A 24,660-nucleotide genomic window follows, 5' to 3' on the forward strand; every position below is an offset into this window, starting at 1 on the left:
CTCTATGTTGATACCGTACTAACGCCATAGAGTTAACTTTAGTACTAAATGCTCAACAAAGCATTGCTCCGAATCTGAATGACAACATGAAAGTGTTTGCTGCTACCGCCACTGAGTGTCGAGGTGAGTGGCCCACTTGCCCCTGCTTCTTATACTATTACTTCTTAGCGCGATAGGTGTAGGTGTACTTGACATCAATCACACCTTGCACGGCCGGAACGCCTCCATGGCGTAGTTCCGTCTTGTAATGGACACTTGTGCTGGTAATTTCAAAAGTACGCTTGTCAGCTCGTCGGTGACGCGTCGGCAGTTTTTGACTAAGAGCCAGGCTATCTTTTTCATACATCTCAGCGACAAATTTATTGGCTAAATCCTCTGCTTTCGCTTCAGAAGATACAGAATCAGTCACAAATTGAGCACGTTGATGAGTCGTAGCCTCTTTAAAACTGCTTGCATAGCTGAGCGTTGAGCTCAATGCTAACCCTGTCACGATTAAACTTAGTGCATTCATAATCTATCCACCTATTCAACAGATAATGGCCATAAACCAACTAAGGTTAAATAGCGCCAAATGAATCAGAGCCGGTTGAAGCTCATTGGTCGACTCGATATCGATTGTACGCACTTAATTGTGAGGAAGATCACGCTGGTGAACAATGAGTCATTCTAGTTTGTGAGCGTATCATTTGCTCGTAGCCATACACAAAAAAAGCCCCGCATCTGCGGGGCCTTTCTAAGCGAGTTCGAATTAGCTTTTATCAGCGCGATAGTTGTACGTGTAATCAACGTCAACAACTGCACGGTAATTTAGTGAGCCATCGGCTGCTTCTTCCGTTACAAAGCTCAGCTCCGTATCCGTTACTTCCATGCTACGTTTGTCCATACGTAGATGTGGCGTTGGCAATTGCTGGCTTAGTTCAAAGTTGTTTTTGCCATCCAACTCAGTTACAAAGCCATTTGCTAACGCTTCAGCTTCTGCTTGAGTCGACACAGCGTCTGTAACGTATTGTGCTGTCTGATTGGTCGTAACATCTTTGTATTGATTTGCTGCAAATACTGAGGTACTAAGAAGTAGTGCTGCTGCTAGTGTGATTACTTTTTTCATAACGATCCCTTACTGAATAAGTGCGTCTCTAAAATGGTGAGACTAATTAATTTGCTAGTGCTGTTTGCTGCGTTGAAGTTAAATTAACAATTTGATCTGCGTCACGCTAGTGGGTTTACACTTGCTTACTTTCGGCGCGATTTCGTTTACGTATCTTTACGAATCTGGCCTTTAAATTGACGCTGATAACCCTACTGACTACTTATTTTCAACAGGCTACTCTTAATCGAGACCCTTAGTTGCAACTCACATTGCGTTGTCATAAGGTTTTACGTAGTGCACAACCTAAATAGATCAGTTATTTCTTTTAAAAATTGAAATGAATTTTCTTTGGCTGATATTTTGGCTAAAAGTCTCGTTTGCGAGCATGCTAATCCACTCCCAATTAACTTAACTGGTTACAACGTCCAACTCGTCCAACTCGTTCTTTGGCTTAGCAGTGAACAATCCATTGCTGCTACTTTTGCGTCGACACAAAAAAGCCCCGCATAATGCGGGGCCTTGAATACAGTTGTCGGTTTACAAATCATCTGATCGAGAAGAGAACTCTATTTCGATAGAGGCAAAACCATCTGTGTCACTACGAAGCTCTGGTATAGGGGGTTGCTGAGTCAAAGACAAATCTTGCTTCTCATCCAGTTGCGCAATGACATTAGTGATCTGCGTGCTAGCGCTGTCTTGAGAAGAGACAGTACTAAGGAAGGTATCATCACTTTGATTGGAGACCTCATTAGTGAATGAGGTTGCTGCCATGGTTGAACTGCTTACCAATAGCGCGGCTAATACGATTGCTTTGTTCATCATTACCCCTTACCTATTTAAAGCCCCAAGCGGGGCTAACAGAGCGTCAGTTGTTCACTAATTAATTAGCTTTTTGCTGCGCGGTAGCTGTAGTTGTAATCTACATCAACCACTGCGCGGTAGCTCACAGAGCCATCTTCTGCTTCTTCAGCCACAACACTCAGTTCAGTGTCCGACACTTCCATGCTGCGTTTGTCCATACGCAAGTGAGGCGTAGGCAGCTGCTGGCTAAGCTCTAGACTGTTTTTCGCTTCAAGTTCAGTCACAAAGTTTGTTGCCAAAGATTCCGCTTCCGCTTGAGATGACACAGCATCAGTCACATATTGAGCGGTCTGATTGGTGGTAACATCTTTGTATTGTGTCGCTGCGAACGCTGACGTACTAAGAAGAAGTGCTGCTGCTAGAGTGATAACTTTTTTCATAACGATCCCTTACTTTAAAAAAGTGTCTCTCAATGAGGAGACAAAATGTGTTTGCTAATGCATGTTTGCTGCGTTGAATACAAAGTACCAATTTGATCTGTGTCACACCAGTGAGTTTACACTTGCTTACTTAACCGCTCGTTTCGCTTACGTTTCTTTACGTTTCTAGCGTTTAAATTGACACTTCGCACCTCAATGGGCCTTGTTTCATCAATGCTTTAGAGCCAAAGACAACAATGTCTTCGCTCTCATTGCTGCTTGCATGAATTAATACGTAGTGCACAACCTAATTGGATCACTTTTTATCTATAAAATTATTATCAATGGCAAAATATGGTGAAATCATCGACTCCATGTCAGTCAAGTGAGTCATGAGTAGTGGCATCTCAGCAGCAAGCGCTGTTAATAAAGCCGTAATGATGCGACCCACTTGCCAACTTTCATCTCTATAGGTAAATGACGAAACTCAAAAAGAAAAAAGCCCCGCAGGTGCGAGGCTTTTAGTGCTAGCGAAATATTAACCTTTGCTAGAGCGGTATTTATATGAGTAGTCAACATCGACTACCGCGCGGTAGTTTACCGAGCCATCATCGGCTTCTTCTGTCACAACGCTCAGTTCAGTATCCGTGACTTCCATACTGCGTTTGTCCATACGAAGGTGCGGTGTTGGCAACTGCTGACTAAGCTCAAAGTTGCTTTTTTCTTCAAGCTCACTCACAAAAGTGGTAGCAAGTGCTTCAGCTTCAGCTTGAGTTGATACTGCGTCGGTTAAGTAACGCGCCGTCTGGTTAGTCGACACATCTTTGTATTGGGTGGCTGCCAGTGCTGATGTGCTAAGAAGTAGTGCTGCTGCTAATGTGATTACTTTTTTCATAACGATCCCTTACTTAATTTGAGTGACTCAAAAGGTGAGTCATAAACTGTGTTAATCGCGACATCTCTCTGCGTTGAAATAAAGGTAACAAGTTGATCTGCATCACGCGAGCGAGTTTACACAGGCTTACTTTTAAGGCTTTTTCGTTTACACATCTTTACGGAAGCTGCTAACAAATTGACATTTCTTGTGCTGCGCCCTTTCAAAGTTTGCTACATTTTGCTTTTTTACGGGCACTTAGAAATGAAAACGCCCCGCGTATGAGCGAGGCGTTAAATTGCGAGAATTCAATTAACTCTTGTCTGCACGGTAGTTGTAGGTGTAATCCACATCAACAACGGCGCGATAAGTGGTGCTACCATCGGTTGCTTCTTCGGTGATGAAGCTTAGCTCAGTATCCGTCACTTCCATACTGCGCTTGTCCATACGAAGGTGTGGCGTTGGCAATTGTTGGCTTAGCTCAATATTACTTTTGCTGTCCAAGTCATCGACAAACGTACTTGCTAGAGCTTGTGCTTCTTCCTGGCTGCTTACGCCTTCTGTAATAAAGCGAGCAGATTGATTGGTCGACACGTCTTTATATTGGCCAGAGGCAAACGCAGTAGTACTGACTAGTAGAGCGGCTGATAGAGCGATTAATTTGTTCATAACGATTCCTTACTTTTTAAAAATAAGTCTCTAAGCTGCGAGACCAAAATGTTGTTTGCTAGATTCATGAAGTTCTACGGCAAGGCTTACAACAACAGATCACTGTTGACCAAAAAAAAGACAAAAAAAACCGGCCTAGTTTCCTAGGCCGGTTAAATTAAGTCGTAAATCTGGCTATTGCTGAGGACGCATAGCTGGGAACAAAATCACGTCACGAATGGTGTGCGTGTTGGTAAATAGCATCGCTAAACGATCGATACCAATACCCTGCCCTGCTGTTGGCGGAAGACCGTGCTCGAGTGCCGTAATGTAATCGGCGTCGTAGTACATTGCTTCATCATCACCGGCATCTTTTGCTTCAACCTGCGCTTTAAAGCGAGCGTCTTGGTCTTCTGCATCGTTAAGCTCAGAGAAGCCATTGGCAACTTCACGACCACCGATAAAGAATTCAAAACGGTCTGTAAAGAAAGGATTGTCATCACTACGGCGAGCCAATGGTGAGATATCTGCCGGGTAACCAGTAATAAAGGTTGGCTGGATAAGCTTAGGCTCAGCGGTTTCGCCAAAGATCTCTTCAAGCAGTTGGCCGCAAGTCCAGAACGTTTCTACATCCACGTGCACAGATTTTGCGATCGACACCATCAAATCACGGTCTTGTAGATCGGCTTCAGTCAGTGCTTGAATTTGACCGTGGTCTGGATTGTACTGCTTGATCGCTTCAAACATGCTCAAACGTGCATAGGTTCCACCGAACTCAACGGTTTCATCACCGTAAGGCATTGAGGTTGAACCCAGAACGTCCATAGCAACGGTGCTAAGCATTTCTTCGGTCAAATCCATCAAGTCTTTGTAGTCAGAGTAGGCTTGGTAGAACTCCATCATGGTAAATTCTGGGTTGTGACGAGGCGACAAACCTTCGTTACGGAAGTTACGGTTGATTTCGAATACGCGATCAAATCCACCCACAACCAAACGCTTCAAATACAGCTCTGGTGCTACGCGCAAATACATATCAATATCGAGCGCATTGTGATGGGTAATGAAAGGACGCGCTGTTGCGCCGCCAGGGATCGCGTGCATCATCGGAGTTTCCACTTCCAAGTAGCCTTTTGAACTCATAAAGCTACGAATAGAAGAGACCAGCTTAGAGCGAATGATAAACGCAGAGCGAGAGTCTTCGTTTACAATCAAGTCAACGTAACGTTGGCGATAGCGCATCTCTTGGTCAGTAAGACCGTGGAATTTTTCTGGCAGTGGACGAAGTGCTTTAGTGAGCAACTCATACTCTTCCATATTCACGTAAAGATCGCCCTTACCTGATTTATGAAGAGCACCTTTAACGCCAACGATGTCACCAATGTCTAGGCCTTGGTATTTCGCTTTAAGCTCTTTTTGAACGTCTTTTGCCGCGTAAGCTTGAATGCGACCCGATGTTTCTTGGATCACCAAGAAAGGACCACGTTTTGCCATGATGCGACCGGCAATCGCAACCACATGGTTTAGCTCTTCAAGTTCTTGTTTGCTTTTTTCACCAAACTTCTGCTGTAGATCACCCGCTAGGCTGTCACGACGAAAATCGTTTGGGTGGCCGTTTGAGCTACAGTTTTTGCGGATTTCGTCGAGCTTAGCGCGACGCTCTGCAATCAGTTTATTTTCTTCTTGAGCACTTTGTTGTGCCGCTTGATCATTTTGAACAGCATCAGTCATTGTCGATCTATCCTGTTGTGTTAAGTCGGTAAAAAAAGCTTACAGCCCTGATTTTAGGCTGGCTTCAATAAATTTGTCTAAATCGCCGTCGAGCACCGCTTGGGTATTGCGGTTTTCAACGCCAGTGCGTAAATCTTTAATGCGTGAATCATCCAGCACGTATGAACGGATCTGGCTGCCCCAACCGATGTCGGATTTCGCGTCTTCGTTGGCTTGCTTTTCTGCATTTTGTTTTTGCAGTTCCAGCTCAAACAGTTTTGCGCGAAGCTGTTTCATCGCTTGGTCTTTGTTTTTATGCTGAGAGCGATCGTTTTGGCACTGCACCACAGTATTAGTAGGCAAGTGAGTAATACGCACAGCTGACTCGGTGGTGTTTACATGCTGACCACCCGCACCGGATGCTCGGTATACATCAATTCGTAAATCTGACGGGTTAATGTCGATATCAATATTGTCATCAATCTCTGGGTATATAAACGCAGAAGCGAACGACGTATGACGGCGACCGCCAGAATCAAACGGAGACTTACGAACCAAACGATGCACGCCGGTTTCGGTGCGAAGCCAGCCATACGCGTACTCGCCACTGATGCGAACCGTGGCCGATTTAAGACCCGCAACCTCACCTTCAGAGACTTCAATTACTTCTGCTTTAAAGCCCTTTGACTCAGCCCAACGCAAATACATGCGCAGCATCATATTGGTCCAATCCTGAGCTTCGGTGCCACCAGAACCCGACTGCAAATCGATGTACGCGTCGCTCCCGTCGTGATCGCCTGCAAACATACGACGAAACTCAAGCTTCTCTAGCTTGGCTTCCAAATCACACAATTCGGCTTCAACTTCGTCAAACGTCTCTTGATCTTCTTCTTCAACCGCAAGCTCCAGTAGCCCTTCAACATCCTCAACGCCTTGGTCGAGTTGGTCGATGGTTTCTACTACGGCCTCCAATGATGAACGCTCTTTACCCAGTGCTTGCGCACGTTCAGGTTCGTTCCATACATCTGGTTGCTCTAATTCTGCATTAACCTCTTCTAGACGCTCTTTTTTGGCGTCATAGTCAAAGGTACCCCCTCAGGATATTTGTGCGTTCAGACACATCCTGAATACGGTTTTTAATCGGATTGATTTCAAACATATAATTGATTTATTTACGCGTAGAAAAACTCTCGGATTTTACTTGAAAATGTGACCGAGATACAGGTATTTTTTGAACGATTATAAAGCGGCCACTCCCAAGGGAGTGGCCGGTGAATTTGGTTTATTGGTGATGAATGGTTAAGGCGCTTCTAATACTTCTACCATCAGCTGTAGTGACTGATTGCCACGAAACTCATTGATATCGAGACGATAGGCCATACGCACACTTTTTGCTGAGGCATCCGGCCAGCGTCTAAGATCCACATTAAACGCAATGGCATCTAACATGACATTGCTATTGTGCCCTTTAAAAATAGGCTCCACGATAAGCTTTAAATGCTTCTCACCCACCAATTTTTGATTGAGTACTTTAAATTCCCCATCAAAAATCGGTTCGGGAAAGGCTTGTCCCCATGGCCCGCCAGAGCGAATGTCGTGGGCGGTATGCATAGAAAACTCTTCTGGTGTTAGTTCGCCATCGGACAATACCACACCTCGCAGCGCATCTTCGTCGATCTCTTGTCGTACCGCTTGGTCAAACAAAGCGCAAAAGCGGTCATAATCCACTTCGTTTATCGACAGCCCTGCTGCCATCGCGTGACCGCCAAATTTCAAAATCAAACCCGGGTTTTGCACATCAATACGATCCAGTAGATCACGCATATGTACACCAACAATCGACCGACACGACCCTTTGATGATCCCGTCGCCACCGCTTGCAAAGGCAATGACGGGGCGATGGAATTGATCTTTAATGCGTGAGGCTAAAATGCCAATGACGCCTTGGTGCCAGTCAGCTTGAAACAGCGCTAAGCCAAACGGCATTTGCTGCTTGTCGTCAAATTGCAATCGCTCACAAAACGCCATCGCTTCTTGCTTCATACCCTCTTCGATCTCTCGACGAGTTTGGTTGAGACCGTCCAGCTCGCTGGCCATTCGACGCGCTGCATGAATGTTATTACACATGAGTAGCTCAACCCCAAACGACATATCGTCAAGACGTCCAGCCGCGTTGATCCGTGGCCCCAATGCGAATCCGAAATCAGAGGCGACTAATCGACTCGGATTACGTTTTGCAACTTCTATAAGTGCTTGTATGCCGGGGCGAACTTTTCCCGCTCTAATGCGCTGCAGCCCTTGATGAACCAAAATACGATTGTTCTGATCTAACGGAACCACGTCGGCCACCGTACCCAGTGCCACCAAATCGAGCAGCTCTGACAAATTGGGCTCAGCGATGCCTTGCGCTTGGAACCAACCGCTATTTCGCATTTGTGCTCGTAACGCTAGCATCAAATAGAATGCGACGCCGACACCGGCTAACGCCTTCGATGGAAAGTCGCATTGGTGGAGATTGGGGTTGACGATCGCATCGGCTACGGGAAGTTCAGCGCCCGGCAAGTGGTGATCGGTCACCACAACCACCAGCCCTTTCTCTTTGGCGTACTTCACCCCTGATAGCGACGAAACTCCGTTATCGACCGTCATGATAAGTTCAGCGTTGAGCTCCAACGCTTGATCCACCACTTCCGGTGACAAACCATAACCATCTTCAAAACGATTCGGCACTAAATAATCGACATTAGACATACCGAGCATACGAAGTGCCAGCACTGAAAGCGCTGAACTGGTGGCGCCATCGGCATCAAAATCACCCACAATAATGATTCGTTGTTGCCGCTTTACTGCATCAAACAGCAATGAAGCCGCACGTTCAATGCCGAACAATTCTGTAGGGGCAAACAACCCTTTAGCGCTGCGCTCAAGCATCGACATAGAATCAATGCCGCGAGCTGCGTAAATGCGACGCAATAGCGGGGACAAAGAATCGGAGAGTTGACCGATATCGGTCAAAGGACGACGTTTAATTTCAATCATGATCAAAAAAACGGATGCTATGCATCCGTCTCCAATTTGAGTGGTGGTTAATTTTGTAGTCGATTTAGCATGACGTCTGGGTCAAGGTAGCCACCAATATTGATGCCACTTTCTGTGTAAATGGCAGGAGTACCATTCACACCAATAGTGCGACCCAACTGATACTGCTCACTGACCATAGCGCGACAATCTTTGTCTTTTACTTCGGTTTCAGAAATGAACTCGCTGCGAAGCTTAGATTGATTCATCGCTTGTTTTGGATCGGTCGCACACCAAATGTTGGCCATTGCTGTTCCGACATCACTGGTATCTCCAGCGCGAGGGAACGCAAGGTAACGAACAGTGATCCCAAGATCGTTGTACTCTTTCATGTTGCGATGAAGCTTAGTGCAATACCCACAGGTGATATCGGTAAACACCGTCACCACATGTTTTTCGTCTTCCGCTTTATATTCGATCATGCTGTCGGTTTGTGCTTCAAGAAGCTTAACAATTTTTGGACCGCGCTTAGCCGCGATGACATCGTCATAATTGCCATTTTCGTCGAGAGAAAACAGAGTACCAGGGACAAAATAACTGCCATCGGCTGTTGAAAAGAAGGTGCCCTGATTGGTGGTTAACTCAAGCAGTCCTGGCAGTTCTGGCGAAGGCTCAATGTCACTAACAACCACACCGATTTTAAGAAAGCGAGCCAGAAGCTGGTCGCGGTCCATCTCAGCCGAGCTTTCCACTGACTCGACCACGGCTACAGGCGCTGCGGCGACTTGCGTAGACTCTTGAGCTTCACCTTGTTTGCCACAGGCAGCGAGAAAAAATGTAACCAAAGCCAAAGAAGTAACGTTAATTTTGTTCATAGTATTTCCAAGTTGACGCTCTAGGATGCGCGCGGATGATGGGCTTGATGAATAGACTTGAGCCTTTCGGTTGCTACATGAGTATAAATTTGTGTCGTGGATAAGTCACTATGTCCCAATAGCAACTGAACCACACGTAAATCGGCCCCGTGATTGAGTAAATGGGTTGCAAATGCGTGTCTTAGCACGTGCGGTGATAAACTGTCACTGTCGATACCCGCAACTACTGCATAGTGTTTTATACGGTGCCAAAAGGTCTGTCGGGTCATTTGCTTGGCGCGTTTAGATGGAAAAATCACATCAGAACTCGTCTCACCTAATAAACCAGACCGGCCTTGCTGTAAAAATCGTTCAATCCAATATATAGCGTTATCACCCATTGGTACAAGGCGCTCTTTATTACCTTTACCTATCACCCTCACCACACCCTGACGAAGGCTGAGGTTTTCGGCGGTGAGGCTCACCAATTCGGTCACTCGTAATCCAGTTGCGTAGAGCAGTTCCAGCATTGCCTTGTCGCGCAGTTCGATAACATCATTCACGTTTGGCGCAGCCAATAGCGCCTCTACCTGGCTCTCTGACAAATCTTTAGGGAGCCGCTTGGGCATCTTAGGGCTGACCAACAAAGCGCTAGGGTCATCCGCTCGCTGGTTTTGCTGATATAAGTACTGAAATAATTTTCGCAAAGAAGAGAGCATCCGAGCGCGTGAACGGTTTTGATAGTTTTGATCGGTCAAAAACGCTTGATATCCCACTAAGTCTTCCTTAGTGACGTGCAATAACGAGAGATCTTGGTCACTCAGCCATTGTAAAAGCCGCTTAAAGTCTTGGCGATAAGAAGACAGCGTATTTTCTGATAATCCTCTTTCCATCCACAAGGCATCTAAAAACTGGTCGATTAAGGGTTGATCTTGACTGGGCAATGGAGGCTCACTTTCCGCGGTTTGGGTTAGGGTAAAACAGCCCCTATGGAAATGCCACAAATTTGCTGATCCGGCTGCGTTTTGTGAGTACACTGACCGACAGTTTTGTCCCCCTTCTCTATATTCCTAGCCGAGGTTGTATGAAAATCGGATTGTTTTATGGCTCGACCACCTGCTACACCGAAATTGTGGCAGAAAAGATTCGCGAGCTCATTGGTCCTGAAACCGTCGATATATTTAATGTTAAAGAGTCCCCCCTTTCTCTTATCAGCGACTATGATTTCATCATACTAGGGATCTCTACATGGGATTTTGGTGAAATCCAAGAAGACTGGGAAGCAATATGGCAGGACATCGCTGGCGCACCGCTAAAAAACAAATTCGTCGCATTGTACGGCTTAGGCGATCAAGAAGGTTATGGGGAATGGTTTCTGGATGCGATGGGGCTTTTACACGACCAGATCAAACCGCTCGGCGCTAACATCATTGGGTACTGGCCCAACCAAGGTTACCAATTTGATGCATCAAAAGCACTCACCGACGATCAGAGCCACTTTGTCGGGTTAGCACTGGATGAAGATTCTCAATACGATCTTACTGACGACAGGCTAAACGACTGGGTAACCCAAATACTCACCGAGTACAGTGAGAAGCTGTAAGCTATGTCACGCGCCCCATTTAGGTTTAAGCAGTTTGCGATATCCGCACACGATGCTGGCATGGCGGTTAGCACCGACGGTGTATTGCTAGGGGCGTGGAACTCATTAAGTTGCGTTGAGTCCGTGTTAGACATAGGCACAGGCACAGGACTTCTCACTCTAATGACGGCACAGCGAAACGCACACGCTGCCATAGTCGCCATTGACATCGAGCCAACTGCTATACAAGCGGCGACCACGAATATCGCGATGAGCCCCTGGTCAAAAAGAATTGAGATTTACCAGCAGGACGTAATGGCGCTAACCTTACCTTCGTTATCTTTGCCTAATGCAGGCGTTGATTGCATTATCTGCAATCCGCCTTATTTCGACGCTGGAGAGTCCTCCAAAAACAAAGCAAGAGCCAGTGCAAGGCATACTATCGCGCTGTCTCACACCCATTTAGCACTGGCCTGCCAGCGTTTACTTAATGAGCAAGGTCACGCCAGCTTTATTTTACCTCATAACGAAGGGCTAAGGTTTATCGACAACCTAAAGGATACGGGTATGAGTCTCTCTCGCATCACCTACGTAAAAACGACGCCAACAAAACCGGTCTCACGCCTGCTCATCGAGTGTACTAAAGAGGCTGTAAAAACCATCGAGAGCCAATTAATCATCCAAGAAAATGGCCACTATACCGACGCATTTATTGACTTAACTCGTGCCTTTTATCTCAAGATGCCGAATTAGCATGTGACCCTACTCACAAAACCTCCTATAATGCGCCAGCGTTTTCAGTATGAACCGCCTTATACTCTAATTGACCCAATGTCCCAATCCATACTGTGGAGAGATTCTGTGATAAAAAGCTTCGCCGACCTAGACCTAGATCCTGTATTACTTAGTGCAACTGAGGCCATGGGCTTTACTCGCCCAACTGTAATTCAAGGTGAAGTGATCCCACACGCTTTAGACGGACGCGACGTGCTTGCCTCAGCCCCAACGGGTACCGGTAAAACAGCCGCATTCGTTCTTCCTGCTCTACAGTATTTGTTAGACTTCCCTCGCCGTAAAGGTGGGCCAGCGCGTGTGCTGATTTTGACACCAACACGCGAATTGGCGCTTCAAGTGACTGAGCAAGCCATTGCTCTGGCAAAAAACACCCCGCTGAAAGTCATCTCAATTACCGGTGGTGTTCAATACCAAGATCACGCTGATGCACTGGCAGATACGCAAGACATTGTGGTGGCAACGCCCGGTCGTTTAATGGAGTACATTGAAGGCGAACGCTTCGATTGCCGTGCGATTGAATGGCTGATTCTCGACGAAGCTGACCGTATGTTGGATATGGGTTTTGGCCCAACCGTCGACCGTTTGTCTGCTGAGTGCCGCTGGCGTAAGCAAACACTGCTATTTTCAGCAACGTTGGAAGGCCATGGCGTTGACTCCTTTACCGCCGATCTACTAAAAGATCCGGCACAAGTTGAAGCGACACCGTCTACTCGCGAACGCAAAAAAATTCTGCAGTACTACCATCGTGCAGACAGCGCTGAGCATAAACTGGCGCTGCTGAAGTCTATTTTGCAAACTGACACACGTAGCATTGTGTTTATCAAAACGCGCGAACGTTTGGGCGATCTACGCAATCAATTAGACTCTGCCAACATCACCTGCAGCTGGATCCAAGGTGAAATGCCCCAAGATCGACGCAACAATGCTATTCGCCGTTTTAGAGACGGTGAAGTAAATATATTGTTAGCCACAGATGTCGCTGCGCGAGGTATTGACCTTCCAGACGTTACCCACGTAATCAACTACGACTTGCCACGCACTGCCGATGTCTATTTACACCGCATTGGACGCACCGGACGCGCCGGTAAAAAAGGCACTGCAATCTCACTGGTAGAAGCGCACGATCAGTCAATGATGGAGCGCATCGAGCGTTACACGAAAGAGCTGATTAAAGAGCGCTTCATTGATGGCTTACGTCCAACGCATAAAAAAGCCAAGACCGTGAAGAAAAAGAAAAAGCCAGCGGACAAAAAGAGCGCTGTTGCCAAGAAAAAACCGAAAAAGAAATAGATTATGATGATAAAAAAGCCCGAGGTGCAAAATGCAACTTGGGCTTTTTTTTGCTTGTAGCTTTTCCTATTAGGAATTAAGCCTGCTGTTCTCGCTTAAAGACCAGTTCCGTCGCTGTGGAGTCTGGCTCAGAGAAGTAATACCCTTCGGCATCAAACTGCTTCAGCTTTTGTACATCGGTGATCTGGTTTTGAGTAATGTAGCGAGCCATCATGCCGCGTGCTTTTTTAGCAAAAAAGCTAATCACTTTATAATTGCCATTCTTACAATCTTTAAACACCGGGGTGACCACAGGAACCGTTAACGACTTTGGCTTAACCGCTTTAAAGTACTCGTTAGACGCTAGGTTAATCAACACTTTATGATCATGTTGCTCAATCTCTTGATTGAGTTTATCGGTCAACTTAGTACCCCAAAACTGGTAAAGATTGGTGCCGCGTGTGTTAGCAAGCTTGGTGCCCATTTCAAGGCGGTATGGCTGCATCAAATCTAGCGGGCGCAATAATCCATACAGCCCAGACAACATTCGTAGATGGGTTTGGGTGAATTCAAAATCCTGCTCAGTAAAACTTTGCGCGTCAAGCCCAGTATAAACATCGCCTTTAAAGGCCAAAATCGCTTGGCGGGCATTTTCGGTAGTGACTGTTTCACTCCACTCTTCGAAACGAACGGCATTCAGTGACGCAATCTTATCGCTCACCTTCATTAATCCCGAAATATCAGCAGGTGTCAGCGTTTTGCACACCGAAATGAGCTCGGCTGAGTCACTAATAAACTCTGGTTGAGTATGTTTGCTTGTCGCCAATGGCGATTCATAATCAAGCGTTTTGGCAGGTGAAACAACAACTAACATAGAAAAATCCTTTCAACTTGTCACTAGCGATGGTTTTTATACGATGTAGGATATAAAAAAAGCCAAGCGAAGTCAGCTTGGCTTTTTCTATCGATGTCATTGGCGACATCAATTGTAACCGCTATTTCGAGGGAATATCTTTACCAGCGTTATCCCAAACACCTTCTTCAAGCTGCGTTTTTAGCTCTGGGTAGTCGTCAGGATTAAAGGTTGGCACTTTGCCCGCCTTTAACTGTTTATTATAGTCGTTGGCAAGCTTCACCACGACTTTTGACAGTAGCAGTATGGCGATAATGTTGACTATAGCCATTAGGCCCATTGAGACATCCGCAAGCGACCATACAACTGGCAAGCTGGCTAATGAACCAAACATCACCATCCCTAACACAACAAAACGGAACACCATGATGCCTTTCTTGTGGTTGTGCTCTAGGAAAATAAGATTGGTTTCGGCGTAAGAGTAGTTAGCAATGATCGATGTAAACGCAAAGAAGAAAATCGCGACGGCAACAAAAATGCCACCCCACTCGCCCACTTCTGCACTTAACGCGCGCTGTGTCAGCTCAATACCTGTCACATCCGTTTGCATACCTAGGTATTCACCAGAAATAAGAATGATGGCAACGGTAGAGCTACAAATGACGATGGTGTCCATGAAAACACCCAGCATTTGCACATAACCTTGTGATGCAGGGTGAGGTGGGTATGGCGTTGCTGACGCAGCCGCATTCGGCGCAGAACCCATACCGGCTTCGTTAGAAAACAGACCGCGTTTAATCCCGTTAATCATCGCTTGAGCAATCATGTAACCCAAACCGCCACCGGCGACTTCTTCAAGACCAAAGGCACTGCGGAAAATCAACGAAATTACACCGGGGACTTGCTCGATGTTGGTCGCAACCACATACAACGCCAGTGCAAGGTAGGCCAGAGCCATCACTGGAACTATCAGTTCAGCGGTGCGCGCAATTTTACGAATACCACCAAAGATGACGAACGCAGACAATAAAACAATCACTATACCGACATACATTGGTTCCCAACCAAAGGCGGTTTTCATAGCGCCAGTAATTGAGTTTGCCTGCACGGCGTTAAACACCAAACCAAAGGCAATGATTAGGAAGATGGAAAATAGAACCCCCATCCAACGCATCCCAAGACCACGTTCCATGTAGTAAGCTGGACCACCACGGTAGTTGCCGTCGTCGTCTTTGGTTTTATACAACTGTGCCAGCGAGCTCTCTGCAAACGATGTGGCCATACCCAACATGGCGATAAGCCACATCCAGAAGATGGCTCCTGGACCACCTACGGTGAGCGCGACCGCAACACCCGCCATGTTACCTGTACCCACACGAGCCGCTAAGCTGGTACACAGTGCCTGGAACGACGATATTCCCGACTCGTCCGATTTACGACTATTCTTCAGTACGCTAAAAGTGTGACCAAAATGTCTAAACTGAATAAAGCCCAAACGCACGGTAAAAAAGACACCTGCCCCGACCAAAAGATAAACAAGAACCGATCCCCACAAGAGATCATTCATTAAATTAATTAGCTCTACCACATTATCCTCATTATTATTTTGGCTGTTGTGTTTCGCGCAAATAATGGATGCCAACTTCACAAAAAGCAAATTACAGACTTTTCTGCTCATTTCGCCATCAGCTTTCGTTTCAATTATGTGAAACGCATTGAATTCCTAAACAAATCCTTCACAAAAGCAACATAAATGAGAAATAGTTCAAAGATATTATGACCTTGTTCATGATACTAATCGATTGCGTTATGCAATGGACTGACTTGAGGAGAGGCTCATGGAAAGCTTTCATCTTGATGACATTTACACGTCAGAACGAGCGCCAGCTAGGGCAGCAAGAGCAAAACCCGTCAAGCGCAAATGGCGAGAAATTGAAGCCATTAAAGACAGGCAAAGGCTACAAAGAGAACTCATGGACTTAGGCATCGAAGGCGACTTCGACCTAGACGAGATTAAACTGTAGCAACCATAAAAAAAGCCGCTGTTTCAGCGGCCTTTTAGTGTTCGGTAAGGCGAGGTTATTTCGCAACCATCACCATTGCTGGGCGCAATACTCGACCATTCAACTCATAGCCTTTTTGCATCACAAACATCACACTGTTTGCTTCATGATCTGGGCTTTCTTGAATCGACATAGCTTGATGCAACTCAGGGTTGAAGGTTTCACCTTCTGGGTTAATTACGTTCACGCCAAACTTAGCCAACACATCGGCAAAGGTTTTGTGGGTAAGTTCAATCCCTTCAACGATTGGCTTAAGCACATCGTTTTCTTTATCCGCAGCTTCAATGGCACGCTCCAGGTTGTCAACAACCGGCAACAACTCTTCAGAAAACTTATTTAGTGCATATTTACGAGCTTTATCGATCTCTTGCTCGGTACGACGACGCATGTTTTCAACTTCGGCTTTCGCGCGAAGTACACTTTCTTGTTGTTCTTTGATTTTCGCTTCGCTAGACAACAGTGCTGCTTCTAATTGCGCAATCTTAGCCTCTTGAGCGTCATTTTCATCATTCCACTCAATATCGCCTTCGTCGCCAATCACTTCAACATCTTCAGCCACTTGTTCAACGTCTTGTTGCAGCTCTTCGTCTTGTACTTTCTTATCTTGCTCGCTCATGCTTACTCCACATATAGGGTTTTACTACGTAAAATCAGGTGGTTAACCCAAATAATGCAATAAAACTCTCGCATCTTCTAATTACTTGCCATTATTATGGGGATCATGGTGCGTGATTCAAGTACTTTAATCACCACAATCTCAACTGGAATCGCCTTTTATGAGCAAGACATTTTCTGTTATTGGAGTGATTGGTAAGCCGCGAGACCAACTCGCGATGCAGACTCACCAAGAATTGATCCACTGGTTAACTGAAAAAGGTTACACCGTTTTGCTCGATGCGCGACTAAAGGAGCTGATCGATCCGGATATAAAGGTTCAATTTGCTGAGATCCTGACCATCGGCGAACAGGCGGATCTGGCGATTGTTGTGGGCGGTGACGGCAACATGCTAGGTGCTGCTCGCGTCTTATCGCGATACGACATTAGTGTCATCGGAGTCAACAAAGGTAATTTAGGATTTTTAACCGACTTAGACCCTGACAACTTTAAGCAACCTCTAGAAGAAGTGCTATCCGGTGAGTACATCGAAGAGCAGCGTTTTTTACTTGAAGCAGAAGTGCACCGTCATGGCCAGATAAAAAGCCGAAATTCCGCGCTTAACGAAGCTGTACTTCACCCAGGCCAAGTAGCGCATATGATTGAGTTTGAGGTGTACATCGATAATCGATTTGCCTTTTCACAACGCTCTGACGGATTGATCATTTCAACCCCAACCGGTTCTACCGCTTACTCTTTGTCCGGCGGCGGTCCAATATTATCGCCAAGCTTAAACACCATTTCACTGGTCCCTAAGTTTCCTCATACTCTGTCTAGCCGACCATTGGTTGTTGATGGAAATCGACGGATCTCTCTTATTGTGTCACCCGACAACGCGGGAACGCTCGAAGTAAGCTGTGATGGTCAAGTGGCTCTTCCAGTCTCTCCTGGTGATGAGGTCGTGATTTACCAAAGCCCTCATGTACTTAACCTAGTTCACCCAAATGACTACAGTTATTATCGCGTTCTGAGAAACAAATTGGGTTGGTCGAGCAAACTGTTTTAGTCGCCTTTCAGAGATCACACTTTTTTAACCTGTGCTATTTACTGTATAAAAAAACAGTTTATACTGTTCTTTCATACAGTACTTAACTCTACCCGAACAGCACAGGTGATTTATGCTCGCTCACTTAAGCATCAACAACTTTGCCATTGTAAAAACGCTCCAGCTAGAGCTGGCTCAAGGAATGACCTCCATCACAGGAGAAACCGGCGCAGGTAAATCCATTGCCATCGACGCACTAGGACTTTGCCTAGGAGGACGCGCTGAAGCGGGTATGGTTCGAAATGGCGAAGAGCGAACAGAAATTACGGCGGTGTTCGATATCGACACTAATGTTGCGGCTACCCGATGGTTGGAAGACAATCAGTTGCTCGACGGAGAAGAGTGCATACTGCGCAGAGTCATCAATAAAGATGGCCGTTCAAGAGCCTTTATTAATGGCAGCCCTGTCCCTCTATCTCAGCTTAAAGCACTGGCTGGATTTTTAATCAATATCCACGGGCAACATGCGCACCATCAACTGATGAAACCCGATCATCAGTTGCACATGCTCGATCAATACGCTGGTCACAAATCGCTTATCGCTCAAAGCAGTGCGGGTTATCAAAAATGGCGCCAAGCAGACAATCATCTTAAGCAGCTCACTAAAAACAGCGAGCAAAACCAAGCCGAAAAGCAGCTGTTAGAATACCAAGTGAAGGAGTTGGATGAGCTGGCCATTGCCGAAGGTGAATTCCAACAACTGGAAGAAGAACACAAGCGATTAAGCAATAGCGGTGAGATTTCCCAATTGTGCCAAGGGGCGATTGAGCAGCTCTACGAATCAGACGATGTTAATGCCACTACGTTACTTCAATCAGTGAGCACTTCGTTGCAGCAACTGGCTGAACTGGACGAGAATTTAAAGGAGCTTCCAGAGCTTATCTCAAACGCCATCATTCATGTCGAAGAAGCCAACAGCGAAATTCGTCACTACTTAGATGACTTAGACCTAGATCCTCAGCGATTACATTCTGTGGAACAGCGTTATTCCAAAATCGTGTCCCTATCGCGCAAACACTCTGTGCTTCCTGACGATCTGTTTGAGCATCATCAGCAGCTCAAGCAGAGCATCGCTCAACTCGATTGCTCAGACGAAAAGCTTGCAGAGTTGCAAGTAGAAGTCGACCAAGCCTTCCAAAGCTTTGTGGCTACTGCTGAAAAACTCTCTAAATCTCGTCGTCGCTACGCAAAAGAGCTGAATAAACTGATCAGCCAAAGCATGCACGAGCTCAGCATGGAGAAAGCCAAGTTTGAAATCAGCTTCGACAGCGCAAGCACGCATGCTTCGCCGTTAGGTATAGATAAAATCGACTTCTTGGTATCAACAAACCTTGGCCAAGACTTACAGCCTCTTGGCAAAGTGGCATCAGGGGGTGAGCTTTCTCGGATCTCGCTTGCTATTCAAGTGATCACCGCGCAGAAAGTTGATACCCCAAGCCTGATTTTTGATGAAGTTGATGTGGGTATTAGTGGGCCAACGGCCGCCGTCGTTGGTCAGTTGCTGCGTAAGTTAGGAGAGTCGACACAAGTACTGTGTGTGACCCACCTACCTCAGGTTGCCGCGGCTGGGCACCAACAACTGTTTGTTGAAAAGCGCACAGTAAAAGGCGCTACCCTAACCAATATGCGCAGCTTAAACAGCGACCAACGCGTTGAAGAGCTTGCCAGATTGTTGGGCGGCAGCCAAATTACCGACATGACTCTGGCAAACGCCAAAGAATTACTCATTGCTGCATAGAAGCTCGCGTGTGTGCGTTGCAAGATTGAACTTGTTACTTCTTTTACAGTCAAAACCTCTACAAAAGGAGAAACAAGTTTTTACTTCCATGCAAGGCTTGTTTATTATCGAGCCAGAATTACAGGAAGTCGCGTAAACACATGCAATTACAGTTTAAAAGCGTTAAACGATGGTTGATCGTCGCTCCATTAGCAGTTGGGCTTTTGTCTGGCTGTTCACTACTGGAAAAGTTGGTCTACCGAATCGATATTAATCAGGGCAACTTTGTCGAACAGTCGGCAGTCGATCGCCTGAGAGTTGGAATGACCAAAGAGCAGGTTCGCTATCTGCTAGGCTCACCAATGCTGATAGAAAATGGCAAGCCCGACACATGGTATTACATCTATCATCATACCAAAGGGCACAATGACTCCATTCAAGAAAACTTGATCGTGCATTTTGAAGATCAAGGATTGGCTAGATTAGAAGGCGACTTCACCCCAAGTAGCCAATTTGATCAAGGGCTCAGCGTTATCAATTGATCGCGCATATAAAACTATAAAGTCGGTGCCTAGCACCGACTTTTTTACTTTTCGCTGGCCTGTTTTGCTTGCTCAGCGCGCTTTCGTCGTATTTCTTTAGGATCGGCAAGCAGTGGCCGGTATATTTCTATACGGTCTTTGTCTCGCACGGTCGCATTCAACTTAACATTGCGACTGAATACCCCAACCTTGTTAATCTTAAGATCTATCTCAGGATAACTGCTAAGTACCCCTGATTGATTAATGATCTCTTCAACTGTTGAAGCGTTATTTACCACTAAACTGAAAATCTTTTGCTCGGTAGGCAGTGCATAAACCACTTCTACGTGGATCATATCGGATTCTATACTCATGCATACACCTGCTTGGCTCGCTGAGTAAACGCACTTACCATGTTATTCACCAATTCGTTGAAAACGCGCCCAAACGCCATTTCAACCATTTTACTCGAGAACTCAAAGTCCAGCTTTAGCTCGACCTTGCAAGCAGCATCATCAAGGGGGGTAAAATGCCAGCCACCTCTTAGCAACTTAAAGGGACCGTCCACCAACTCCATAATGATCGCACTGCCCTGCTGCAGCTGATTGTGCGTGGTAAAGGTTTTCTTAATCCCTGCCTTAGACACTTCCACTGACGCTTTCATGCTGTTATCGGCGCTCTCATGGACCGTTGTTGCAGCGCAACCTGGCAAAAACTCAGGGTATCGCTCTACATCATTGACCAAATTAAACATCTGCTCAGCACTGAACGACACCAGCGCAGAACGATTAACTTGTGGCATAACGTCTCCTAACTTCAATTACGGTGATCACGGCGGGTGAAAAAGATTTCCTAATATCTCACCATTTCGTATAATGCCGCCATTATGGCAAAGAAAAAATCAAAAACCAAAGCTGGCAGCAATACTATTGCGGTAAATAAGAAAGCCCGCCACGAATATTTCATCGACGACGAGTTTGAAGCAGGTCTGGAACTCCAAGGCTGGGAAGTAAAAGCCCTACGCCAAGGAAAAGCCAACATCGCCGAGAGCTACGTCTATCTGCGCGACGGTGAAGCCTTCGTCAGTGGTATGAGTATAATCCCTCTTAACCAAGCTTCAACGCACGTTGTGGCAGAGCCTACACGTGTCCGTAAACTGCTTTTGTCTCGCCGTGAGCTCGATAACCTATTTGGACGAGTAAACCGCGAAGGCATGACGCTTACTGCGCTATCTCTCTATTGGTCACGCTCGTGGGTCAAAATTAAAATTGGCGTAGCCAAAGGTAAAAAGTTGCACGACAAGCGCACCGACATGAAAGAAAAAGATTGGGCTCGTGACAAAGCACGCGTCATGAAGAGCAATCTGCGTTAAACTTAAGCAACCAACAGCCTAGCGCTAGACAGCACACTGTTTTCTGGTACTATGCAATCAACACTTGGGGCTGATCTAGGATTCGACGGGAATTCTGACGTCTGAGGTGCATGCCGTGGGGCGGTTGGCCACGTAAAAAGCCGCAAAAAAATAGTCGCAAACGACGAAAACTACGCACTAGCAGCTTAATAACCTGCTGAGAGCTCTCTTGCCCTAGCTTCCGCTTTTAAGACGGGGAATAACAAGAGATCAAACCCAAAAGAGCTAGCCCGGATTCTCCCGCCTGAGAGATGAACGGCGAATTATAATTCAGGATAGTCATTTACTAGCGTGTCGGTTCGCAGGTACTTGGTGAATTTAAAGATCGACTAAGCATGTAGTACCAATGATTAATGGTTTTCGGACGCGGGTTCAACTCCCGCCAGCTCCACCAATTCTACATTTAAAGACGTCCTAGGGCGTCTTTTTTTGTACCCGCAATACATTAAAAACAATAAGTTAGAGTCTTTTGGTGTTTTTTAACATCCTATAACTTCTTTGCATTATGAGTACACACGTGGGTACACTATCTAAAGTTCGTTAATTTGGTGTACCCATTATGGCAAAACTACAACAAGACTGACCGACAAGGAAATCAAAGCCGCCAAGCCGCAAGAGAAGGAATACAATCTTTTTGATGGTGATGGCCTTCGCTTGAGAGTGAAGCCTAACGGCTCCAAGCATTGGATTCTAAACTACTACCGCCCCAATAGCCGAAAGCGTGCTAATTTGAGCTTGGGTAAATATCCAGACCTTCCCTTAGCAAAAGCTCGCAAAGCGACAATGGAAGCCAAAGAACTTTTGGCAGAAGGCATCGACCCGCAGGAAAAGCGTAAGCAGGAACAGCAAGAGCACAAGGCAATCCACCAGCACACTTTCTTTAATGTCGCTAACGAATGGTTTGAGATTAAAAAAGGGGATGTGACCGCAGACTACGCCGTTGATATCTGGCGCTCTCTAGAGCTGCACATCTTCGCTCGCTTAGGAGAAATACCAGTACGAGAAATCACAGCACCTCAAGTGATTGAGCTGCTTAAACCTATCGAAGAAAAAGGCAGCTTGGAAACCGTAAAGCGACTCGCTCAACGCCTTAACGAGATCATGAACTTTGCCACCAACTCTGGCCTCATCCATGCCAACCCACTTACTGGCATTAAAGCCGCCTTCAAAAAGCCTAAGAAAGAGAACATGGCTGCCCTAAAGCCTGCTGAGCTACCTGAACTTATGGGGGCAATAGCCAATGCCAGCATCAAACGTACAACACGCTGCCTGATTGAATGGCAGCTTCATACCATGACACGGCCAAGTGAAGCATCTGGTGCTAAGTGGGAAGAGATTGATTGGGATGAGAAGGTTTGGACCATTCCTGCAGAGCGGATGAAAAAGCGCAGAGAACATCGTATTCCTTTAACGGAGCAAATGCTTGAGTTACTTGAAGTGATAAAGCCGATCAGTGGGCACAGAGAGTTTATATTCCCTTCAGACCGAGACCCTAAAAAACCATGTAATAGCCAAACAGCCAATATGGCTCTTAAACGCATGGGGTTTGCAGGAAGGCTGGTTAGTCATGGTTTGCGTTCTCTTGCGAGCACGACTCTCAATGAGCAGGGATTTGAGCCTGACTTAATTGAAGCAGCACTCGCTCACGTTGATGATAACCAAGTCCGTAGTGCTTACAACCGAACTGACTATCTAGAGCGCCGCCGCCCTATGATGTACTGGTGGAGTGGTCATATTGACGAAGCAAGCAAGGGAAAACTGTCGATAACGGGAACGCTTGGCCTAAAGTCTGCAATTTAGATACAAGCCACCTCAATGCAGGTGGCTACTCTATCCACCAGCAAGCTTTTGGACAAAACCTTGTCAGTTACATTACTAAATTAGAATGTAACTGATTAGATGAAGTATGGGAAAGTAACGCTAACTTAACCGTACGGGAACAGTTGGCTAAAATTTGGAATGGAGCGAAACTTAGCCAACTATTTTTCATCCTTTTGAGCAACTTGCTATGTGTTATCTAGGGACAAATAGCGCTCCAACGTTGGGCGCTTTCCAAGACACCAGTTGCACGAACACAATCTGTAAACTCGTTACTACACAATCTTGCCCAAGGTTCAACGGTATCGGAATGATGAAAGAGTGAGCATGTGTAATTTAGTTGACCACCTTGCAAGCTTGAATTTGCAAAAGAAGCAATGCATTCTGAGTCCGCTTGACAAAGATTAAAACAACTTTTCCCAATGCCACCTAGCTCATCCTCTAAAGGTATAGTTGTGGTGTTAGCAATGAAACCACCCTCTAAGATCCAGTAGTATTCGCCATATCTTGGCTCAACACTCAACAGGCCATTATTCGGCTCCAAGTTGCAACTAACCGCATTTTGTCCATCTCCAACGTCAAGCGTAGCTATAATTTCTGTTAGTGTACCAATTGGGTTAGTATGGCTAGCTGAAGGACAACCAGTGGGGTATTCACCTAAATTCGCAAGAGCTTCGCAAATATGCTGGTGATTGAAATCAGCATCGGGATTTTGAGTCACCTGTGTTTGAAAAGTGCAATCTTTAACATCCCAGACACCATCAGCATTAATGTCTTCTTCTGGATCATTGATTCTGTTGGAATTAGAATCCCAACAATTAATTCCATCAACACCAGCAGTTCCAGACTTACCATCATCTCCCTCAAGCGGACAACCAGTAAGCAGTATGGGAGTTAGTAAAAAAAACAATGCTTGTTTAAAAATTCTATTATTGAGTATTGAGTATTGAGTATTGAGTATTGAGTATTGAGTATTCATAAGCTTATCTCCAATCCGTAAGATTAAAACTATCCATCACTGTACTTATAAGCCATACCCTCTTTCACTATCAATGAAATAACTCATGAATTGATAGGTAAGTATAATTTCTATGTTATTTATAGCGTACCTGTAGTGGATTAGGGGTATGAAGCCCAATGAACGTTCAATTGCTAACTTCTTCGCCACCCGTATTACTGTACGATCCGAAACATTGGTGAGTTTGGCGGTATCACTTTCTGATTTAGTTCCATCGAATTACGCAACAAAGCCCAAATGTGAGTTCAGCATACGTTGGCAAGTAGCTATTTAGTTGCGATTTTTCCACTCAGACTTAAGCACGCCATACTTTACAGAATCGTAGTATTTCCCTTGATAATATCGAACCTTGCGTAACACAGCTTCTTGTTTAAAACCAATTTTAGAGGCGAGTGCCATTGACCTATCCCCATGAATTAGAACCATGACATTGATGAGATTTCTAATACACTAGAAATAATGGAGATCTCAAAATGAAAAAACGGTACACAGAAGAACAAATCAT

General features: G+C 45.7%; 26 protein-coding genes, 1 other RNA gene and 2 pseudogenes. 10 read left to right on the plus strand and 19 right to left on the minus strand.

What is annotated here, in order from left to right; all coding sequences use genetic code 11:
* Positions 1-157: 157 nt before the first annotated feature.
* From ST37_RS11825 to xerD, 11 genes are all read right to left on the minus strand, one after another.
* Entirely contained in the window at positions 158-511 is a 354-nt protein-coding gene (locus ST37_RS11825) for a hypothetical protein (RefSeq protein ID WP_084886555.1), read from the minus strand.
* Positions 512-748: 237 nt separating this feature from the next.
* Positions 749-1,105, minus strand: coding sequence for a DUF3316 domain-containing protein (locus ST37_RS11830; RefSeq protein WP_084886558.1), 357 nt, complete (start codon positions 1,103-1,105; stop codon positions 749-751).
* Between the two features lie 519 nt (positions 1,106-1,624).
* Complete coding sequence (locus tag ST37_RS11835) at positions 1,625-1,909, minus strand: hypothetical protein (protein WP_143698190.1); 285 nt, start codon at positions 1,907-1,909, stop codon at positions 1,625-1,627.
* A gap of 62 nt (positions 1,910-1,971) precedes the next feature.
* A complete protein-coding gene (locus tag ST37_RS11840) occupies positions 1,972-2,328 on the minus strand; it encodes a DUF3316 domain-containing protein (RefSeq protein WP_084886564.1) in 357 nt (118 codons plus the stop codon).
* 517 nt (positions 2,329-2,845) lie between these two features.
* Positions 2,846-3,202, minus strand: a complete 357-nt coding sequence (locus ST37_RS11845; RefSeq protein WP_084886566.1) for a DUF3316 domain-containing protein — start codon at positions 3,200-3,202, stop codon at positions 2,846-2,848.
* A 291-nt stretch (positions 3,203-3,493) separates the two neighbouring features.
* Complete coding sequence (locus tag ST37_RS11850; RefSeq protein WP_084886569.1) at positions 3,494-3,850, minus strand: DUF3316 domain-containing protein; 357 nt, start codon at positions 3,848-3,850, stop codon at positions 3,494-3,496.
* 174 nt (positions 3,851-4,024) lie between these two features.
* On the minus strand, positions 4,025-5,557 hold the full coding sequence (gene lysS, locus ST37_RS11855; protein ID WP_084886572.1) for a lysine--tRNA ligase: 1,533 nt from the start codon (positions 5,555-5,557) through the stop codon (positions 4,025-4,027).
* 39 nt (positions 5,558-5,596) lie between these two features.
* Positions 5,597-6,695 (minus strand): peptide chain release factor 2 gene (gene prfB, locus ST37_RS11860; protein WP_143698191.1). Its coding sequence is split into 2 segments (ribosomal slippage): positions 5,597-6,619 and positions 6,621-6,695, totalling 1,098 coding nucleotides; the frame shifts between segments, so codons are not numbered across the junction.
* A gap of 140 nt (positions 6,696-6,835) precedes the next feature.
* The gene (gene recJ, locus ST37_RS11865) at positions 6,836-8,575 is read right to left on the minus strand and encodes a single-stranded-DNA-specific exonuclease RecJ (protein WP_084886575.1); all 1,740 of its coding nucleotides are present in this window, start codon (positions 8,573-8,575) and stop codon (positions 6,836-6,838) included.
* A gap of 47 nt (positions 8,576-8,622) precedes the next feature.
* Positions 8,623-9,429 carry a thioredoxin fold domain-containing protein gene (locus ST37_RS11870; protein WP_084886578.1) on the minus strand — a complete coding sequence of 269 codons (807 nt, stop codon included), beginning with the start codon at positions 9,427-9,429 and terminating at the stop codon, positions 8,623-8,625.
* 20 nt (positions 9,430-9,449) lie between these two features.
* Entirely contained in the window at positions 9,450-10,352 is a 903-nt protein-coding gene (xerD, locus tag ST37_RS11875; RefSeq protein ID WP_277922146.1) for a site-specific tyrosine recombinase XerD, read from the minus strand.
* Between the two features lie 140 nt (positions 10,353-10,492).
* On the opposite strand from xerD, the gene fldB reads away from it, so the two are divergent.
* The 3 genes from fldB (at position 10,493) to srmB (ending at position 13,075) form a co-directional block, all read left to right on the plus strand.
* Positions 10,493-11,011: a flavodoxin FldB gene (gene fldB / locus ST37_RS11880; RefSeq protein WP_084886581.1), complete on the plus strand. Its 519-nt coding sequence runs from the start codon at positions 10,493-10,495 to the stop codon at positions 11,009-11,011.
* Between the two features lie 3 nt (positions 11,012-11,014).
* Positions 11,015-11,743, plus strand: coding sequence for a methyltransferase (locus ST37_RS11885; RefSeq protein WP_242426281.1), 729 nt, complete (start codon positions 11,015-11,017; stop codon positions 11,741-11,743).
* A 108-nt stretch (positions 11,744-11,851) separates the two neighbouring features.
* A complete protein-coding gene (srmB, locus tag ST37_RS11890; RefSeq protein ID WP_084886583.1) occupies positions 11,852-13,075 on the plus strand; it encodes an ATP-dependent RNA helicase SrmB in 1,224 nt (407 codons plus the stop codon).
* Between the two features lie 76 nt (positions 13,076-13,151).
* On the opposite strand, the gene yaaA is transcribed toward srmB, so the two are convergent.
* Together yaaA and ST37_RS11900 are read right to left on the minus strand one after the other, a co-directional pair.
* Positions 13,152-13,928 (minus strand): peroxide stress protein YaaA, encoded by a 777-nt coding sequence (gene yaaA / locus ST37_RS11895; RefSeq protein WP_084886586.1) that lies wholly within the window; start codon positions 13,926-13,928, stop codon positions 13,152-13,154.
* A 121-nt stretch (positions 13,929-14,049) separates the two neighbouring features.
* The gene (locus tag ST37_RS11900) at positions 14,050-15,495 is read right to left on the minus strand and encodes a sodium:alanine symporter family protein (RefSeq protein ID WP_143698192.1); all 1,446 of its coding nucleotides are present in this window, start codon (positions 15,493-15,495) and stop codon (positions 14,050-14,052) included.
* Between the two features lie 250 nt (positions 15,496-15,745).
* On the opposite strand from ST37_RS11900, the gene ST37_RS11905 reads away from it, so the two are divergent.
* Complete coding sequence (locus tag ST37_RS11905; RefSeq protein ID WP_084886591.1) at positions 15,746-15,931, plus strand: DUF3545 family protein; 186 nt, start codon at positions 15,746-15,748, stop codon at positions 15,929-15,931.
* A gap of 55 nt (positions 15,932-15,986) precedes the next feature.
* Here the strand turns inward: ST37_RS11905 and grpE are convergent, their stop codons facing one another.
* Entirely contained in the window at positions 15,987-16,586 is a 600-nt protein-coding gene (grpE, locus tag ST37_RS11910; protein ID WP_084886594.1) for a nucleotide exchange factor GrpE, read from the minus strand.
* A 160-nt stretch (positions 16,587-16,746) separates the two neighbouring features.
* Here grpE and nadK point away from each other — a divergent pair, with 160 nt between their 5' ends.
* From nadK to bamE, 3 genes are all read left to right on the plus strand, one after another.
* Positions 16,747-17,631 carry an NAD(+) kinase gene (gene nadK, locus ST37_RS11915; protein ID WP_084886596.1) on the plus strand — a complete coding sequence of 295 codons (885 nt, stop codon included), beginning with the start codon at positions 16,747-16,749 and terminating at the stop codon, positions 17,629-17,631.
* Positions 17,632-17,743: 112 nt separating this feature from the next.
* Positions 17,744-19,408 (plus strand): DNA repair protein RecN, encoded by a 1,665-nt coding sequence (gene recN / locus ST37_RS11920; protein WP_084886599.1) that lies wholly within the window; start codon positions 17,744-17,746, stop codon positions 19,406-19,408.
* Positions 19,409-19,548: 140 nt separating this feature from the next.
* Entirely contained in the window at positions 19,549-19,929 is a 381-nt protein-coding gene (bamE, locus tag ST37_RS11925; protein ID WP_084886601.1) for an outer membrane protein assembly factor BamE, read from the plus strand.
* 44 nt (positions 19,930-19,973) lie between these two features.
* Here the strand turns inward: bamE and ST37_RS11930 are convergent, their stop codons facing one another.
* A complete protein-coding gene (locus tag ST37_RS11930; protein ID WP_084886603.1) occupies positions 19,974-20,282 on the minus strand; it encodes an RnfH family protein in 309 nt (102 codons plus the stop codon).
* Positions 20,279-20,710 carry an SRPBCC family protein gene (locus tag ST37_RS11935; RefSeq protein ID WP_084886605.1) on the minus strand — a complete coding sequence of 144 codons (432 nt, stop codon included), beginning with the start codon at positions 20,708-20,710 and terminating at the stop codon, positions 20,279-20,281. The genes ST37_RS11930 and ST37_RS11935 overlap by 4 nt, the downstream gene beginning before the upstream one ends.
* Before the next feature lie 84 nt (positions 20,711-20,794).
* Here ST37_RS11935 and smpB point away from each other — a divergent pair, with 84 nt between their 5' ends.
* The 3 genes from smpB (at position 20,795) to ST37_RS11950 (ending at position 23,119) form a co-directional block, all read left to right on the plus strand.
* Entirely contained in the window at positions 20,795-21,280 is a 486-nt protein-coding gene (smpB, locus tag ST37_RS11940) for an SsrA-binding protein SmpB (protein ID WP_084886607.1), read from the plus strand.
* A gap of 66 nt (positions 21,281-21,346) precedes the next feature.
* Positions 21,347-21,713: a transfer-messenger RNA gene (gene ssrA / locus ST37_RS11945) on the plus strand.
* 149 nt (positions 21,714-21,862) lie between these two features.
* Positions 21,863-23,119: an integrase domain-containing protein gene (locus ST37_RS11950; protein WP_084886609.1), complete on the plus strand. Its 1,257-nt coding sequence runs from the start codon at positions 21,863-21,865 to the stop codon at positions 23,117-23,119.
* Between the two features lie 217 nt (positions 23,120-23,336).
* On the opposite strand, the gene ST37_RS11955 is transcribed toward ST37_RS11950, so the two are convergent.
* The 3 genes and pseudogenes from ST37_RS11955 to ST37_RS11960 form a co-directional block, all read right to left on the minus strand.
* A complete protein-coding gene (locus tag ST37_RS11955) occupies positions 23,337-24,116 on the minus strand; it encodes a hypothetical protein (protein ID WP_084886611.1) in 780 nt (259 codons plus the stop codon).
* A 156-nt stretch (positions 24,117-24,272) separates the two neighbouring features.
* Positions 24,273-24,359, minus strand: a pseudogene (locus tag ST37_RS20275) (serine recombinase); the annotation flags it as partial.
* A 66-nt stretch (positions 24,360-24,425) separates the two neighbouring features.
* A pseudogene (locus tag ST37_RS11960) lies at positions 24,426-24,560 on the minus strand (GNAT family protein); the annotation flags it as partial.
* Positions 24,561-24,660: the final 100 nt, after the last annotated feature.

Source organism: Vibrio sp. qd031 (assembly GCF_002100145.1).
Classification (GTDB): Bacteria; Pseudomonadota; Gammaproteobacteria; order Enterobacterales; family Vibrionaceae; genus Vibrio.

Coding starts and splice junctions, on each gene's coding strand:
- recJ (WP_084886575.1), bottom strand. CDS start 8,575: ATGATTGAAATTAAACGTCGTCCTTTGACCGATATCGGTCAACTCTCC.
- ST37_RS11825 (WP_084886555.1), bottom strand. CDS start 511: ATGAATGCACTAAGTTTAATCGTGACAGGGTTAGCATTGAGCTCAACG.
- grpE (WP_084886594.1), bottom strand. CDS start 16,586: ATGAGCGAGCAAGATAAGAAAGTACAAGACGAAGAGCTGCAACAAGAC.
- ST37_RS11845 (WP_084886566.1), bottom strand. CDS start 3,202: ATGAAAAAAGTAATCACATTAGCAGCAGCACTACTTCTTAGCACATCA.
- fldB (WP_084886581.1), top strand. CDS start 10,493: ATGAAAATCGGATTGTTTTATGGCTCGACCACCTGCTACACCGAAATT.
- ST37_RS11905 (WP_084886591.1), top strand. CDS start 15,746: ATGGAAAGCTTTCATCTTGATGACATTTACACGTCAGAACGAGCGCCA.
- bamE (WP_084886601.1), top strand. CDS start 19,549: ATGCAATTACAGTTTAAAAGCGTTAAACGATGGTTGATCGTCGCTCCA.
- nadK (WP_084886596.1), top strand. CDS start 16,747: ATGAGCAAGACATTTTCTGTTATTGGAGTGATTGGTAAGCCGCGAGAC.
- ST37_RS11840 (WP_084886564.1), bottom strand. CDS start 2,328: ATGAAAAAAGTTATCACTCTAGCAGCAGCACTTCTTCTTAGTACGTCA.
- ST37_RS11935 (WP_084886605.1), bottom strand. CDS start 20,710: ATGCCACAAGTTAATCGTTCTGCGCTGGTGTCGTTCAGTGCTGAGCAG.
- ST37_RS11885 (WP_242426281.1), top strand. CDS start 11,015: ATGTCACGCGCCCCATTTAGGTTTAAGCAGTTTGCGATATCCGCACAC.
- recN (WP_084886599.1), top strand. CDS start 17,744: ATGCTCGCTCACTTAAGCATCAACAACTTTGCCATTGTAAAAACGCTC.
- lysS (WP_084886572.1), bottom strand. CDS start 5,557: ATGACTGATGCTGTTCAAAATGATCAAGCGGCACAACAAAGTGCTCAA.
- ST37_RS11830 (WP_084886558.1), bottom strand. CDS start 1,105: ATGAAAAAAGTAATCACACTAGCAGCAGCACTACTTCTTAGTACCTCA.
- ST37_RS11850 (WP_084886569.1), bottom strand. CDS start 3,850: ATGAACAAATTAATCGCTCTATCAGCCGCTCTACTAGTCAGTACTACT.
- yaaA (WP_084886586.1), bottom strand. CDS start 13,928: ATGTTAGTTGTTGTTTCACCTGCCAAAACGCTTGATTATGAATCGCCA.
- ST37_RS11870 (WP_084886578.1), bottom strand. CDS start 9,429: ATGAACAAAATTAACGTTACTTCTTTGGCTTTGGTTACATTTTTTCTC.
- ST37_RS11930 (WP_084886603.1), bottom strand. CDS start 20,282: ATGAGTATAGAATCCGATATGATCCACGTAGAAGTGGTTTATGCACTG.
- ST37_RS11835 (WP_143698190.1), bottom strand. CDS start 1,909: ATGATGAACAAAGCAATCGTATTAGCCGCGCTATTGGTAAGCAGTTCA.
- ST37_RS11955 (WP_084886611.1), bottom strand. CDS start 24,116: ATGAATACTCAATACTCAATACTCAATACTCAATACTCAATACTCAAT.
- smpB (WP_084886607.1), top strand. CDS start 20,795: ATGGCAAAGAAAAAATCAAAAACCAAAGCTGGCAGCAATACTATTGCG.